Annotated in this window: 13 protein-coding genes; 5 read left to right on the top strand and 8 right to left on the bottom strand. The window is 74.2% G+C overall.

What is annotated here, in order from left to right; all coding sequences use genetic code 11:
- Positions 1-82: 82 nt before the first annotated feature.
- The 6 genes from ACZ7IF_RS04205 to ACZ7IF_RS04180 form a co-directional block, all read right to left on the bottom strand.
- Positions 83-481 carry a roadblock/LC7 domain-containing protein gene (locus ACZ7IF_RS04205; RefSeq protein ID WP_470962711.1) on the bottom strand — a complete coding sequence of 133 codons (399 nt, stop codon included), beginning with the start codon at positions 479-481 and terminating at the stop codon, positions 83-85.
- Positions 482-780: 299 nt separating this feature from the next.
- Positions 781-1,422: a GTP-binding protein gene (locus ACZ7IF_RS04200; RefSeq protein WP_469112580.1), complete on the bottom strand. Its 642-nt coding sequence runs from the start codon at positions 1,420-1,422 to the stop codon at positions 781-783.
- On the bottom strand, positions 1,422-1,802 hold the full coding sequence (locus tag ACZ7IF_RS04195; protein ID WP_470962708.1) for a DUF742 domain-containing protein: 381 nt from the start codon (positions 1,800-1,802) through the stop codon (positions 1,422-1,424). Before ACZ7IF_RS04195 ends, ACZ7IF_RS04200 begins: the two co-directional genes overlap by 1 nt.
- A 17-nt stretch (positions 1,803-1,819) precedes the next feature.
- Positions 1,820-2,263, bottom strand: a complete 444-nt coding sequence (locus tag ACZ7IF_RS04190; protein ID WP_469112578.1) for a roadblock/LC7 domain-containing protein — start codon at positions 2,261-2,263, stop codon at positions 1,820-1,822.
- Entirely contained in the window at positions 2,263-4,875 is a 2,613-nt protein-coding gene (locus ACZ7IF_RS04185) for a sensor histidine kinase (RefSeq protein ID WP_470962705.1), read from the bottom strand. The genes ACZ7IF_RS04190 and ACZ7IF_RS04185 overlap by 1 nt, the downstream gene beginning before the upstream one ends.
- 48 nt (positions 4,876-4,923) lie before the next feature.
- Positions 4,924-5,805, bottom strand: a complete 882-nt coding sequence (locus tag ACZ7IF_RS04180) for an MHYT domain-containing protein (protein ID WP_470962702.1) — start codon at positions 5,803-5,805, stop codon at positions 4,924-4,926.
- Between the two features lie 169 nt (positions 5,806-5,974).
- Here ACZ7IF_RS04180 and ACZ7IF_RS04175 point away from each other — a divergent pair, with 169 nt between their 5' ends.
- On the top strand, positions 5,975-6,583 hold the full coding sequence (locus ACZ7IF_RS04175) for a class I SAM-dependent methyltransferase (RefSeq protein WP_470963477.1): 609 nt from the start codon (positions 5,975-5,977) through the stop codon (positions 6,581-6,583).
- A gap of 74 nt (positions 6,584-6,657) precedes the next feature.
- Here the strand turns inward: ACZ7IF_RS04175 and ACZ7IF_RS04170 are convergent, their stop codons facing one another.
- Positions 6,658-7,572 carry an oxygenase MpaB family protein gene (locus ACZ7IF_RS04170; RefSeq protein ID WP_470962699.1) on the bottom strand — a complete coding sequence of 305 codons (915 nt, stop codon included), beginning with the start codon at positions 7,570-7,572 and terminating at the stop codon, positions 6,658-6,660.
- Positions 7,573-7,716: 144 nt separating this feature from the next.
- Here ACZ7IF_RS04170 and ACZ7IF_RS04165 point away from each other — a divergent pair, with 144 nt between their 5' ends.
- Positions 7,717-8,505, top strand: coding sequence for a hypothetical protein (locus tag ACZ7IF_RS04165; protein ID WP_470962696.1), 789 nt, complete (start codon positions 7,717-7,719; stop codon positions 8,503-8,505).
- 46 nt (positions 8,506-8,551) lie between these two features.
- Positions 8,552-9,028 (top strand): SAM-dependent methyltransferase, encoded by a 477-nt coding sequence (locus ACZ7IF_RS04160; protein WP_470962693.1) that lies wholly within the window; start codon positions 8,552-8,554, stop codon positions 9,026-9,028.
- Between the two features lie 18 nt (positions 9,029-9,046).
- On the opposite strand, the gene ACZ7IF_RS04155 is transcribed toward ACZ7IF_RS04160, so the two are convergent.
- Positions 9,047-9,619 (bottom strand): MOSC domain-containing protein, encoded by a 573-nt coding sequence (locus tag ACZ7IF_RS04155; RefSeq protein WP_470962690.1) that lies wholly within the window; start codon positions 9,617-9,619, stop codon positions 9,047-9,049.
- A 197-nt stretch (positions 9,620-9,816) separates the two neighbouring features.
- Between ACZ7IF_RS04155 and ACZ7IF_RS04150 the strand changes: the two genes are divergently transcribed.
- Positions 9,817-11,103, top strand: coding sequence for a GAF domain-containing protein (locus ACZ7IF_RS04150; RefSeq protein WP_470962687.1), 1,287 nt, complete (start codon positions 9,817-9,819; stop codon positions 11,101-11,103).
- A 56-nt stretch (positions 11,104-11,159) separates the two neighbouring features.
- The gene (exaC, locus tag ACZ7IF_RS04145) at positions 11,160-12,683 is read left to right on the top strand and encodes an acetaldehyde dehydrogenase ExaC (protein ID WP_470962684.1); all 1,524 of its coding nucleotides are present in this window, start codon (positions 11,160-11,162) and stop codon (positions 12,681-12,683) included.
- Positions 12,684-12,794: the final 111 nt, after the last annotated feature.

Raw genomic sequence — 12,794 nt, 5'->3', positions numbered from 1 at the left:
ATGTGAAGACCGTAACCGGGGGTGACGGTGACGCGCGAGGCCTGTGGACAACTCCCGGACCGAGAGGGGGACCGGCGCCCGGTCAGCCCCCGGTGATCCGCCGCTCCGCGACGCCCAGGTGCTCCCCGACCCGGTTGACCAGCAGTGTCATCTCGTACGCCACCTGCACGATGTCGGCCTCCGCCGCGCTCAGCGCGCACAGGCAGCTGCCGGAGCCGGCCGCCACCACGAAGAGGAACCCCTCGTCGTACTCGACCATCGTCTGACGCACCTCACCCGCCCGGAAATGCCGCCCGGAGCCCTTCGCCAGGCTCTGCAGACCGGCCGCGACGGCCGCCAGGTGCTCCGCGTCCTCCCGCGCCAGCCCCGCGCTCGCGGCCGTCACCAGCCCGTCGTTCGACAGGACCACCGCGTGCCGGACCTGCTGGACCCTGCGCGTCAGATCGTCCAACAGCCAGTCGAGCTTCTTGTCCAGTGCCATTTCCAGCCCCTCCCCGTTGACCCGGCCGACGCGGCCGCGCCCCACCCCGCTTGGTCGTGCCGCCAGCCTTCCCCACCAGGGGCTTTCCGGCAAGGAGGATGGACGCATGGCACGGAAGATGACTCAAGAGGAATGGCGGGCGTTCCGCCGCCGCTCCGCCGGCACCTCGACGCCGCCCCCGCCCGGTGAGAACGCGAGCCCGCACACCGCTCCCATCTGCTCCGTTCCCGACTGCGGGTCCCGTCGTCTTCACCACCGGCGAGAAGGCCGTCAAGGGGCGGAATCCGGCCCCTTGACGGCTACGGCCCGACGGCGTCGAGCAGCCGGGCGGTGTGCACCCGGCCGGCGTACTCCACCAGCCTGATCAACACTTCCTTCCCCGAGTCCTTGTCCCGCGCGTCACACAGCACCACCGGAGTCCCCTGCTCCAGGTCCAGCGCCCGCGACACCTCGTCCGAGGCGTAACTGCGCGCGCCGCTGAAGCAGTTGACGGCGACCACGAAGGGGATCCGCCGGTGCTCGAAGTAGTCCACCGCCGGGAAGCAGTCCTCCAGCCGGCGGGTGTCGGCGAGAACGACCGCCCCGAGCGCGCCCTGCGACAGCTCGTCCCACAGGAACCAGAACCGGTCCTGGCCCGGCGTCCCGAACAGGTACAGCGACAGGCCCGCCCGGATGGTGATCCGGCCGAAGTCCATGGCCACGGTGGTCGTGGTCTTCTGGTCCACCCCGCCCGTGTCGTCGACCAGTTCGCCCGCCTCGCTCAGCAGCTCCTCTGTGCGCAGCGGCCTGATCTCGCTGACCGCGCCCACGAGCGTGGTCTTGCCGACCCCGAAGCCGCCGGCCACGAGGATCTTCAGGGCGAGCGCGGCGAGTTCCTCCTCTGCCGCGGCGCCGGCACCGGAACCCCCGGGACCGGTCGTGCCGTTGTCGTGCAGTCCCATCACAGTGCTCGCAATCCCTCGATGACTTCCCGCAGAATCCGCTCGTCCGGCAGCTGTGCGGGAGGCACCGGGCGGCTGACCCGCACGTGTCCCGCCTCCAGCAGGTCGCCCAGCAGCACCCGCACCACGCCCACCGGCAGGTCCGCCTCGGCGGCGAGCTCCGCGACCGACTGGGTCTCGGAGCGGCAGAGCCCGAGCAGGGTCCGGTGCTCCGGGCCGAGCAGGGCCTCGTCCCCCGTGCCGACGGCCTCCGGGTCCACCACGACCAGGGCGATCAGGTCGAAGCGGACGCCGTGCGGTCCCGGCTTCGTACGCCCTCCGGTCATGGCGTACGGGCGGACCAGCGGGCCCGCCTCGGCGTCGTACCACTGGCCGTCCATGTGCCGGACCGCCGTCCTCACCCGGCGGCCGGGGGGCGGACCGCGAACCGGGGCGGCGTGTAAAGGTGCTCTCCGACCCGCTTCACCAGCCGGGCCATCTCGTACGCGATCAGCCCGATGTCGGCGCCGGCCGTGCTGAGGACGGCCAGACAGGAGCCGTCCCCGGCCGCCGCGACGAAGAGGAACCCCTCGTCCATCTCGACCATCGTCTGTCGCACGCTCCCGGCGTGGAAGTGCCGGCCGGCACCCTTGGCGAGGCTGTGGAAGCCGGAGGCGACCGCCGCCAGGTGCTCGGCGTCCTCCCGGCCCAGGGCGCTGGAGGAGCCCACCGCCAGCCCGTCGTTGGACAGCACCACCGCGTGGCGGACCTCGCGGACCCGCATGACGAGCTCGTCGAGCAGCCAGTCCAGTTCGCCGGATCTGCGGACACCGTCGAGGGCGGTCCTGTGGTGTTCGGTCATCACACTTCTCCTTCGCTGCCTGCGTGGGGGGAATCGTCCTGGGAGCCGCGCGCCCATCCGGCCCGGTACGCGGCCATCCGGTCGCGCGCCTGCTCCGGGCTGCGCTCCGGGGGGTCCGCCGGGGTCCGTGCACCGGCGGGCGCCTGCGCGGCGGGCGCCTCGCGCAGCTGCGGGACCAGGCTGGCCTGGCGTACGCGGCGCGGCAGTTCGGTCACCGAGGCGGCCGGAGCGACCGGCTCCGGCACCTGCACCGGCGCGGGTGCGGGTGCGGTACGGATGACCGTGCCGCCGGGGCCGCGCGGCCGCAGCGGCGCCACGGGGGCGCGTACCGGGTCCGGCCGCGGTCCGGCATCGGCCCGGGACGCGGACACGGCCGCGGTTGCGGGCGCGGACTCCGGCGCGGGCGCGGGCGCGGGCGCGGGCGCGGGCGCGAACGAAGGCTCCGGCCCGGACTCCGGCCCGGCGGCGGGCGGGGCCTCGATCGCCCCCTGGAGGAGGGAGTTGGGCAGCAGCACCACGGCGGTGGTGCCGCCGTAGGGCGAGGGCCGCAGGTGCACCTGGATCCCGTGGCGCGCGGAGAGCCTGCTGACCACGAACAGGCCGAGCCGGTCGCTGTCGAAGAGATCGAGGTCCTCGCAGTGCTCGATCCTGCGGTTGGCCTCCGCGAGCGCCTCGCGGCCCATGCCGAGTCCGCGGTCCTCGACCTCCAGGACGTAGCCGGCGCCGACGGGTTCGCCGCTGACGCGGACCCTGGTGTGCGGCGGGGAGAACTGGGTGGCGTTCTCGATCAGTTCGGCGAGCAGGTGGGTGAGGTCGGCGACGGATCCGCCGCTGACGGCCGCCTCGGCGAGCCGGCGGACCTCCACGCGCGGGTAGTCCTCGATCTCCGAGACGGCGGCGCGCACGACGTTGGTCAGCGGCACCGGCATCCGCCACGCCCGGCCCGGGGCCGCGCCCGAGAGGATGATCAGGCTCTCCGCGTGGCGGCGCATCCGGGTGGTGAGGTGGTCGAGGCGGAAGAGGTCGCCCAGTTCGCCGGGGTCGTCGGCGCGGCGCTCCATCGCGTCGAGGAGGTCGAGCTGCTTGTGCACCAGGACCTGGCTGCGCCGGGCGAGGTTGACGAAGACACCGCTCACCCCGCTGGCGAGTTCGGCGCGTTCGACGGCGGCGCTGAGGGCGGCCCGGTGGACGGTGGACAGGGCCTCGCCGACCTGGGTGATCTCGTCCTCGGCGGGCGGCCCGGACGGGGCCTCGGCCTCGACGTCGATGTCGGCGGCCCGCCCGGCCCGCAGCCGTTCCATGGCCTGCGGGAGCTTGCGGTGGGCGATCTCCAGCGCGGTGTTGCGCAGGGACACCAGCTCCACCACCAGGGCGCGGCCGATCCGTACGGAGATCACCAGCGAGGCGGCGACCGCCGCCAGGCCCAGCAGCACCGCGGCCCCGGCCGGGCTGAACGCGCCTTCGGCGAGCGGGTCGGCGCTCCCGGCGGACCGGGCGTGCGCGGCCTGCCGCACTTCGCGCATCGAGCCGCTCACGGCCGCGTAGGCGGTGTCCCATCCGGCGGGCACCCCGTGGACCTCGCGCGCCGCCGAGGCGGCCGCCGAAGCCGCGGGGGCGGAGGTCGCGGCGGCGGGGACGGGGTTCGCGGCGGCCGGTGCGGGGGCTGCGGCCAGGGCCCTGTCCTCGGCGGCGGTGAGCTCGGCGTAGGAGGTGCCCTTCGAGACGGCGTCCCAGGCGGACCGCTGGGCCGCGGGCAGGTCCCGCGCGGTGGCGGCGGTGAGGGTGCGGCGGGTCTCCACGGCGCCGGCCAGGCGGCGCAGCGCGTCGGCGGTGCGGGGGCCGGGCAGGGCGAGCAGCGCGTCCTCCCGGGACAGCAGCTCGCCGGCCCGGGCGAATTCCAGCAGCACCCGCGCGTCGGGGCCGAGTTCGGCGTCGGAACCGCCGGACAGGGCGCCCTCGGCGGCGAGGGCGGAGTCGGCCACGCGGGTGTAGGTCTCGTAGGCGCCTTCCGGGGTGGCGCGGCGGGCGGCGAGGTCCCTGCGGGCGGGGCCGAGCGCCTCCGCGGCGGCGACGAAGGCCCCGAGGCGGGCGACCGTGTCGGTGCGGTGGTCGCCGGAGTCGGCGACGGTGTGCCGGTCGCCGAGGCGCAGCCGGCGTACGGCTGCGTCGGTGCGGCGGGCCTGCTGTTCGAGGGCGGACGCCTCACCGGAGCCGGGGTCGGCCAGGAAGCGCACGGCGGCCCGGCGCTCGGCCTGGATCTCGGTGAGGGCGGCGGCGACGGGGGTGCGTATCTCGGCGTCGACCTGGCGGACCCGGCTGAGCCGGGCCATATCCTGGGCGGTGCTGACGGTGGCGAAGCCCCAGAGGGCGAGCAGGGAGACGACCGGGACCATCAGCAGGGAGACGACCTTCGCCCGGACGGTGGCGGGCCGCAGCCGCTCCCACGGCCCGCCGGCCCGGCCGCCGGCGGCGCCCCGGGCCGGGGCGGGGCGGCGGGATCCGGGCTCCGGCGGTTCCGCGGCGGGGGGACCGGCGTGTGCGTGGCGTCCGCGCGACGGGGGCCCGGGGTGCCGCTGCGGCGCTGCTTCCGGTCTTCTGCGGGGTCTGCGCATGGGCTCCTCGTTCCGGGGCGGTACGGATCCTCAGGTGGCGGGCGGGGGTCAGCGGGAGGGGACGGGGCCTTCGCCGGGCAGCCGTCCGGGGCGGCTCCCGGCGGCGGCCGGGGCGAAGCCGGCGCCGGGAGCCGCCCCGGGCGCGGGCTCCGGGCCGGCCGGAGCCGGAGCTCCGGGGACCCCCGGCGCGGAGGCCGACGCCGCCCGCTCGTCCGCCGTCGGGGAGAGCGCCACGAAGGCGGCGGTGATGAAGAGGTAGGAGCCGAGCCCGACCGCGAGCGGGAAGATGAACTGCATGGCGGTGGCTCCGGGCAGTGCCGCGTCCGAGGGGGTGACGCGGACGGAGACGGCGGTCATTCCCGTGTAGTGCATGCTGCTGACGGCGGCGCCCATGACGAGGGAGGCCACGGCGACGGCCACCGGCGACTTGATGTTGAGGGCGGCCCACAGCGCGGCGGTGGCGGCGCCGACGGCGATGGCGACCGAGAGGCCGACGGTGAGCGGGTCGTACTCGGTCCGGCCGTGCAGGCGCAGGGCGGCCATGCCGAGGTAGTGCATGCTCGCGACCCCGAGTCCGGTGGTCAGGCCGCCGAGGACGAGGGAGCGGCCGCGGTCCTTGCCGTAGCCGACCGCGAAGACCCCGGCGCCGACGACGACCACGGCGACGAGCAGGCTCAGCAGGGTCATCGGCACGTTGTAGTGGATCTCGGTGCCGGTGACGTGGAAGCCGAGCATGGCGACGAAGTGCATCGTCCAGATGCCGGTTCCGATGGCCGAGGCGGCGGTGAGGAGCCAGTTGCGGCGGGAGGAGCCGGTCGCGGCGAGCGCGCGGACGGTGCAGCGCAGGCCGAGGGCTGCGCCGATCGATGCCATCACGTATGACAGTGCGGGTGTCAGCCAGCCATAGGCGGCGTGGTCCAGGTGTCCCATGGCCACGGGACGCTAGTCCGGGTGAGGGCGCGAACAAGGGGCGCATTTCGAAAGACGCTACAACTGCTGGAATATGACAGAGAGACGTTCATCTCCGATCACACCACGTGTCACCTTGTGCACGGTCCGCAGGGCCGGGGCGGTGCGGGATCATGTGCGCATGAGCCGCATGAGTCGTACGAACGAAGACCACATGCATGTGCAGGAGTTCTTCGGGGCGCGCGCAGCCGCCTGGGACGGAAAGTTCCCGCAGGACGGGCCCGCCTTCGAGACCGCCGTGGCGGAGTTCGGCGTCGGGCCCGGAGACCGGGTGCTCGACGCGGGCTGCGGGACCGGCCGGGCGCTGGTCCCGCTCCGCGCGGCCGTCGGGCCGTCCGGAACCGTGCTCGGCGTGGACCTGACCGAGGAGATGCTGGCCGAGGCGCGGCGGGCCGGTCGCGACCGCGAGGGGACCCTGCTGCGCGCCGACGTGGCCCGGCTGCCGCTGCGCGACGGGGCGCTGGACGCGGTCTTCGCCGCCGGGCTGATCGCCCACCTGCCCGAGCCCGCCGAGAACCTGCGCGAGCTCGCCCGCGTGGTCCGCCCCGGCGGCCGGCTCGCACTCTTTCACCCGATCGGGCGAGCCGCGCTCGCCGCGCGCCACGGCCGCGAGCTGACCCCGGACGACCTGCGGGCCGAGCGCAACCTCGGCCCGCTGCTGTCCGGTTCCGGCTGGCGGATGACCTCGTACGCCGACGAGGACACCCGCTTCCTGGTCCTGGCCGTACGCGGCGGCTGAGAAGGCCGCGCGAGGCACGGCCCGGACCCTTTCGTACGTCGGCCCGCGCGCCCGCGCCCGCCCGAACCCGGCGGCTACGCCGGGGGCTGGGCCTCGGCTCCGGCCGGGCGGCGCGGGTGCGGCACGGGGCAGCCGCCGGCGCCGGGCACGGGGAACGTACCGAGCTCGCCGACGTCGTAGCCATCGCGGTAGCCCTTGATCTCCGGGTTCTGGCGGGCGTAGTGCGGGGCGGTGCGCGGGGGCATCAGCCGCACCGCCCGGCCGCGCAGCCGCAGCGCCCCCCGGACCAGCCGCCGCAGACCCGGGCGCGGGGTCTCGTAGCGGAAGGCGTTCAGCAGCGGCTCGTCGAGCAGGGCGAGGCTCGCGCCGCGCACGGCGGGGGCGAGCGGCGCCGGGTACCAGGAGGCCATCAGGTCGAGGGTGGAGTCGGCGACCTCGCGGCCCCCCTCGTCCCAGCCGAAGTGGGCCTCCTCGTAGGCGTTCAGGGTGGTCTCGAACTCCTCGTAGGAGCCCGGGATGTCCGTGATGCCCATGTGCCGGCCGAGGGCGGCGTAGTAGTTGGCGCAGGCCCGGCGCTCGTGGTGGGTCAGCGGGCGCCAGCCGTAGACGTCGAGCCAGCGCGCCGGAATCACCACGAACGTGCACAGGACGTAGCGCATGTCGTCGTTGGAGATGTCGTAGCTGCGGTGCATCTGGTTGACGCGGCGGATCGCGGTCCGCGCGGTGTCGCTCTCGAAGCCGTGCTCCACGACCGCGTCGAGGAGCAGCGAGGTGTCGTCGTACCGCTTCTGGGCGCGGTCGGTGAACTCCGCGGTCTCGGCGAGGAGGGCCCCGATGGAGGGGACGGCGTAGGTCCTGAAGAGCGCGAGCTCCAGGGCACGGGTGAAGTCCCAGGGGAACTCGTAGGTGGCGGTGAGCCGGTAGATGGCGAGGAAGTCCTTGTCGGGGTCGAGCCGGAGGATCTCCCTCAGCCGGTCGTAACGCTGCACCGGTCTCCCTTTCTGTGGCGGGTCCCCAACTCTACGTGCAGGTAGCGGGCTTGGAAATCGACCCCCGTCAGGTCTCGACGCGCGAGTTACCCGCTGGTTAAGGTGCGCCGACGAGAACGCGATCGGGAGGCACCGGGAGGCCACGTGTCCGACGAGGAGGACGGGGGCTCGCTGTACGTGCTGACGGCCGTACTGCTGACCCCCGCGCAGTTCCCGGCGGTGCTCGGCGACGACTTCCCCGAGGCGTGCGCGCAGCTGGGCGTGGAGCCGGCCGCCGACGGGTACGGGCTGGTCCTGGGACAGGACGAGGAGGGCGCGCGCTGGACGGTCGTCGTGGACGACGTCTCGCTCGTGGCCACGGCCATCGCCTCCTGGGACTGCGGCATGGAGTACGACCTGTCGCCCGACGAGCGCACGATCGTGGTCTCGCTGGCGGGCTGGCCGCTGGAGCTGACGGTGTCGACGCCGGACATCCCGGAGCCGCACGACCCGGAACAGGGCGCGGACGGCACGGGGCGGGTGCCGCTGGCGCCGCCCTCGGCGGAGGTCTGGGGACCGGTGCAGCGGCGCCTGGGCGCGGACCAGATCGCCCGGGAGTGGACGGACTGGCACGAGCGCGTCGCGGAGGACGGCGGGGCGGCGGCAGCCGCGCACCCAGGGCTCGCGCGGGCGCTGGGGGAGGCCGCCGGGTACGCGCGGCAGGCGCCGCCGCCGGGGCGGGTCCGGTCGGCCTTCGCCGGCGAGGGCGTACGGACCCTGCGGGCCGACGGGCCCGGCTGGTCGCTGGTGGCCCGGACGGGCGGCCCGGCCTTCGTCCTGCTGGACGAGGAACCCGGCGGGGTCCTGGCCGTCCCCCGCGGAGGGGACGCCGGGCTGCCGGAGCTGTCCGGCCTGCTGTCGGCGCTGGACGGCGTCGCGGCACGGCCGGCCTGAGCACACGGAGTACGGGCAAGTGGAAGACGGAACACAGGAGAACGTGATGGCGGAGTCATTGCAGTCGGTGGAGTCCCGGCCGGTGGGCGTGGTCGTGGGCGGCCGGGCGGAGGTCGTCGACGACGACTGGGGACGCGAGCGGGCGGTGATCCGCCTGGACGCCGACCGGTTCGGCCCCGAAGCCCTCTACGGCCTGGAGGACTTCTCCCACGTCGAGGTCGTGTACCACTTCGACCGGGTACCGGTGGAGAAGATCGAGACGGGCGCCAGGCACCCGCGGGGGAACCAGGACTGGCCTCTGGTCGGGATCTTCGCCCAGCGCGGCAAGAACCGCCCCAACCGCATCGGGTTGTCACGGTGCAGGGTGCTCAAGGTCGACGGGCTGGACGTGCACGTGGAGGGCCTGGACGCGGTGGACGGCACCCCCGTGCTCGACCTGAAGCCGTACATGACGGAATTCGCTCCCCGCGGCGAAACCCGCCAGCCCGAATGGGCGACGGCCCTGATGCGGGACTACTACTAGTCCGGCGCCCCGCCTCCGTCAGACGCGTTCGAGCGGGACGTGCGGGAGGGGCGGGAGGGTGATGGTGATGGTGTCGCCGGGGCGGATCGTGCCGCCCTGGTGGACCACGCCCATGATCCCGGCCTTGCGGACCACCCGGCCCTCCTCGTCCCGGCCGACGACCTGCTTGAGCAGGCCGTCCTGGAAGGCGTTGATCTGCGGGCACGGATTGCGCAGGCCCGTCACCTCCACCACCGCCTCCTCGCCTATGCGCAGCAGCGTGCCCGTCGGCAGAGCGTGCAGGTCAATGCCCTCGGTGGTCACGTTCTCGCCGAGCTGGCCCGGGTTGACCCTGAAGCCGGCCTCGGCGACCTCGTCGAACAGTTCCCGGTGTATCAGGTGCACCTGACGCAGGTTGGGCTGAGTCGGGTCCTGCGCCACGCGCGAGCGGTGCCTGACCGTGACCCCGGCGTGCACGTCGCCCTCGACGCCGAGGCCGGCGAGGAGCGTGATGCTCTCCCGGTTGGGCTTGGTGAAGGAGTACTCGGCATTGCTGCTGACGGCCGCGACCCTCGCGCTGTCCGCCGCCGCGCCGTGCTCGGTGGTGCTCATGAGAAAGTCCTGTGTCCCCCCTGCCGCCCCAGGCGGCCGAACTACTGCTTCCGCCATGGTCAACGGACGAACGCGGCCGCGTGTTCCCGGCCGGGTTCCGGCACGGACTGGCCGACACGACGCTTGCCGGGGTCCGGGAGCCGCATGACGATGGGGCCCTCCGCGTACTCGGCTCCACGACCCCCCGGGAGGGTGACATGGGCGATCCGTCGTTGGCGCTGCCGGGCGGGGCCGATCCCGTCGAGCGCACGCGCGTCATGCGGCGGGCGCACGAGGCCTTCACCCGGGACGGGCGGGTCGAGCCGCCGGTCCGGGCCGTGATCGCGCAGTCCTGGCGGCGGTGCGCGCGGGCGCGGGTCAGTCCGGAGTGCGCGCCCCGGCAGGCCCGGGCCGAGGCGGAGCTGCCGGCCTACCGCGAGCAGCATCCGCTGGCCCCGGTGATGCCGCTGTTCCGGGACCTGGTGGGGGCGTTCGCGGCGCACGGGGCCCATCTGCTCGCGGTGTGCGACGCCCGCGGCGAGCTGCTCTGGGTCGAGGGGGAGACGGCCACCCTGCGCCGCGCCGAGCGGCTCGGCTTCGTACCGGGCACGCGCTGGGCGGAGTCGGCGATGGGAACCAACGCGCCCGGCACGGCGGTCGCCGTCGGGGAGCCCGTACAGGTCTTCGGCGCCGAGCACTTCAGCCGCCTGGTCCACCCCTGGACCTGCGCGGCGGCCCCGGTGCGGGACCCCGGCACGGGCCGGGTGCTCGGGGCGGTCGACATCACCGGCGGCGACGGGCTGGCCCACCCCCATTCGCTGGCGTTCGTCCAGGCGGTGGCGCGGGCGGCCGAGGCCCAGCTGGCGCTGCTGGCACCGGAGCCGCCGGCCTCCCGCGACACCCTCGCCGCGCTCGGGCGGGACGAGGCGCTGCTGGTGCTCGGCGGCCGGCGGATCCAGCTGGGGCGGCGGCACAGCGAGATCGTGACGCTGCTCGCGCACCACCCCGAGGGGCTGTCCGGGGAGGAGCTTGCCTTCGCCCTGTACGAGGAGGGATCGGTGGCGGCGGTGACGCTGCGGGCGGAGATGTCCCGGTTGCGCGCCCTGCTCGGCGCCGGGAACCTGCTCTCCCGCCCGTACCGCACCGCCGTCCCCCTGGAGGCCGATTTCACCGCCGTGACCCGGCACTTGGCGGCGGGGGCCGTCTCGTCCGCCCTCACCCGCTATCCGGGCCCGCTGCTGCCGGCCTCCTCGGCGCCCGGCATCGTCCGCCTCCGGCGGCGGATCGAGGAGCAGGCGCGGGCCGCGGTGATCGCCCGCGCGGACCCGGGGCTGCTGGCCGACTGGGTGTGCAGCCCGTGGGGCGCGGAGGATCCGGCGGTGTGGCGGGCGCTGGCCGAAGCCCTGCCGCCGCAGGGCCGGCCGGCCGCGCTGGCCCGCGTACGCTCCCTCGACGAGGAGCTCGGCGTCCGGCCCGCAACGTACCCGCAACCTGCCCGCCCCTAGTTTCCTCCCCGAGCGCTGTCCGACGGCGGCCGGCGCCCGGCAAGGGGAGGACACCCATGGCCCGTTACGCGGCACCCGGTACCGAGGGCGCGCTGATGTCGTACGAGTCCCGCTACGGCCACTTCATCGGCGGGGAGTACGTGGAGCCGGCCCGCGGCCGGTACTTCGAGAACCCCTCCCCCGTCACCGGCCGGCCCTTCACCGAGGTGGCTCGCGGCACGGCGGAGGACGTGGAACGGGCCCTGGACGCCGCGCACGCGGCGGCGCCGGCCTGGGGCCGTACGTCCGTGACCGAACGCGCCGCGATCCTCCTGCGCATCGCGGACCGGATGGAGCAGAACCTGGAGGCGCTGGCGGTCGCGGAGACCTGGGAGAACGGCAAGCCGGTCCGCGAGACCCTGGCCGCGGACCTGCCGCTGGCCATCGACCAGTTCCGCTACTTCGCGGGCGCCCTGCGCGCGCAGGAGGGCGCGCTCAGCCAGCTCGACGAGGACACGGTGGCGTACCACTTCCACGAGCCGCTGGGCGTGGTCGGCCAGATCATCCCGTGGAACTTCCCGATCCTGATGGCCGTGTGGAAGCTGGCCCCGGCGCTGGCGGCGGGCAACACGGTGGTCCTCAAGCCGGCCGAGCAGACCCCGGTGTCCGTCCACTACTGGCTGGGCCTGGTGGCGGACCTGCTCCCGCCCGGCGTGGTGAACGTCGTCAACGGCTTCGGCGAGGAGGCCGGCAAGCCGCTGGCGTCGAGCCCGCGAGTGGCGAAGGTCGCCTTCACCGGGGAGACCTCCACCGGCCGCCTGATCATGCAGTACGCGGCGGAGCACCTGAAGCCGGTGACGCTCGAACTCGGCGGGAAGAGCCCGAACCTCTTCTTCGACGACATCTGGGCGACGGACGACGACCTGCGCGACAAGGCCCTGGAGGGGTTCACGATGTTCGCCCTGAACCAGGGCGAGGTGTGTACGAGCCCGTCGCGCGCGCTGATCGAGCGCGGCCGGTACGGCGACTTCCTGGACGCGGCGGTGGCCCGCACCGAACTCATCGTCCCGGGCCACCCGCTGGACACGGACACGATGATCGGCGCCCAGGCCTCGGAGGAACAGCTGCGCAAGATCCTCTCGTACGTGGAGATCGGCCAGCAGGAGGGCGCGAAGATCCTCACGGGCGGCGGCCGCATCGACCACGGCGGCGATCTGGCGGGCGGCTTCTACGTGGAGCCGACCATTTTCGAGGGGGACAACCGGATGCGGATCTTCCAGGAGGAGATCTTCGGCCCGGTGGTGTCGGTGACGTCCTTCCAGGACTTCGACGACGCCATCCGCATAGCCAACGACACGGCCTACGGCCTGGGCGCGGGCGTCTGGAGCCGCGACATCAACACGGCCTACCGCGCGGGCCGCGCCATCCAGGCGGGCCGCGTCTGGACGAACTGCTACCACGCCTACCCGGCCCACGCTGCTTTCGGAGGGGTGAAGCAGTCGGGCATCGGCCGAGAGACCCACAAGATGATGCTGGAGCACTACCAGCAGACGAAGAACCTCCTGGTGTCGTACTCGCCGAAGCGTCTCGGCTTCTTCTAGGGGCCCGAAAAAAGGCGCCTGACCTGGGCTTCTGCCCGGCAGGCGCCTTGGGCGCGACTCACTCACAGCCAATTCGATTTACGCAGTTCCTCGAACGCACGGAGTCCTCGA

Source organism: Streptomyces sp. NPDC037421 (assembly GCF_055602105.1).
This window is presented reverse-complemented; position numbering and strand designations above follow the sequence as displayed.

What these genes read in the sequence shown, in the direction of transcription:
- ACZ7IF_RS04185 (WP_470962705.1), bottom strand. Translation starts at nt 4,875, where the DNA reads ATGCGCAGACCCCGCAGAAGACCGGAAGCAGCGCCGCAGCGGCACCCC.
- ACZ7IF_RS04200 (WP_469112580.1), bottom strand. Translation starts at nt 1,422, where the DNA reads ATGGGACTGCACGACAACGGCACGACCGGTCCCGGGGGTTCCGGTGCC.
- ACZ7IF_RS04160 (WP_470962693.1), top strand. Translation starts at nt 8,552, where the DNA reads ATGGCGGAGTCATTGCAGTCGGTGGAGTCCCGGCCGGTGGGCGTGGTC.
- ACZ7IF_RS04175 (WP_470963477.1), top strand. Translation starts at nt 5,975, where the DNA reads ATGAGTCGTACGAACGAAGACCACATGCATGTGCAGGAGTTCTTCGGG.
- ACZ7IF_RS04155 (WP_470962690.1), bottom strand. Translation starts at nt 9,619, where the DNA reads ATGAGCACCACCGAGCACGGCGCGGCGGCGGACAGCGCGAGGGTCGCG.
- exaC (WP_470962684.1), top strand. Translation starts at nt 11,160, where the DNA reads ATGGCCCGTTACGCGGCACCCGGTACCGAGGGCGCGCTGATGTCGTAC.
- ACZ7IF_RS04180 (WP_470962702.1), bottom strand. Translation starts at nt 5,805, where the DNA reads ATGGGACACCTGGACCACGCCGCCTATGGCTGGCTGACACCCGCACTG.
- ACZ7IF_RS04195 (WP_470962708.1), bottom strand. Translation starts at nt 1,802, where the DNA reads ATGGACGGCCAGTGGTACGACGCCGAGGCGGGCCCGCTGGTCCGCCCG.
- ACZ7IF_RS04150 (WP_470962687.1), top strand. Translation starts at nt 9,817, where the DNA reads ATGGGCGATCCGTCGTTGGCGCTGCCGGGCGGGGCCGATCCCGTCGAG.
- ACZ7IF_RS04190 (WP_469112578.1), bottom strand. Translation starts at nt 2,263, where the DNA reads ATGACCGAACACCACAGGACCGCCCTCGACGGTGTCCGCAGATCCGGC.
- ACZ7IF_RS04205 (WP_470962711.1), bottom strand. Translation starts at nt 481, where the DNA reads ATGGCACTGGACAAGAAGCTCGACTGGCTGTTGGACGATCTGACGCGC.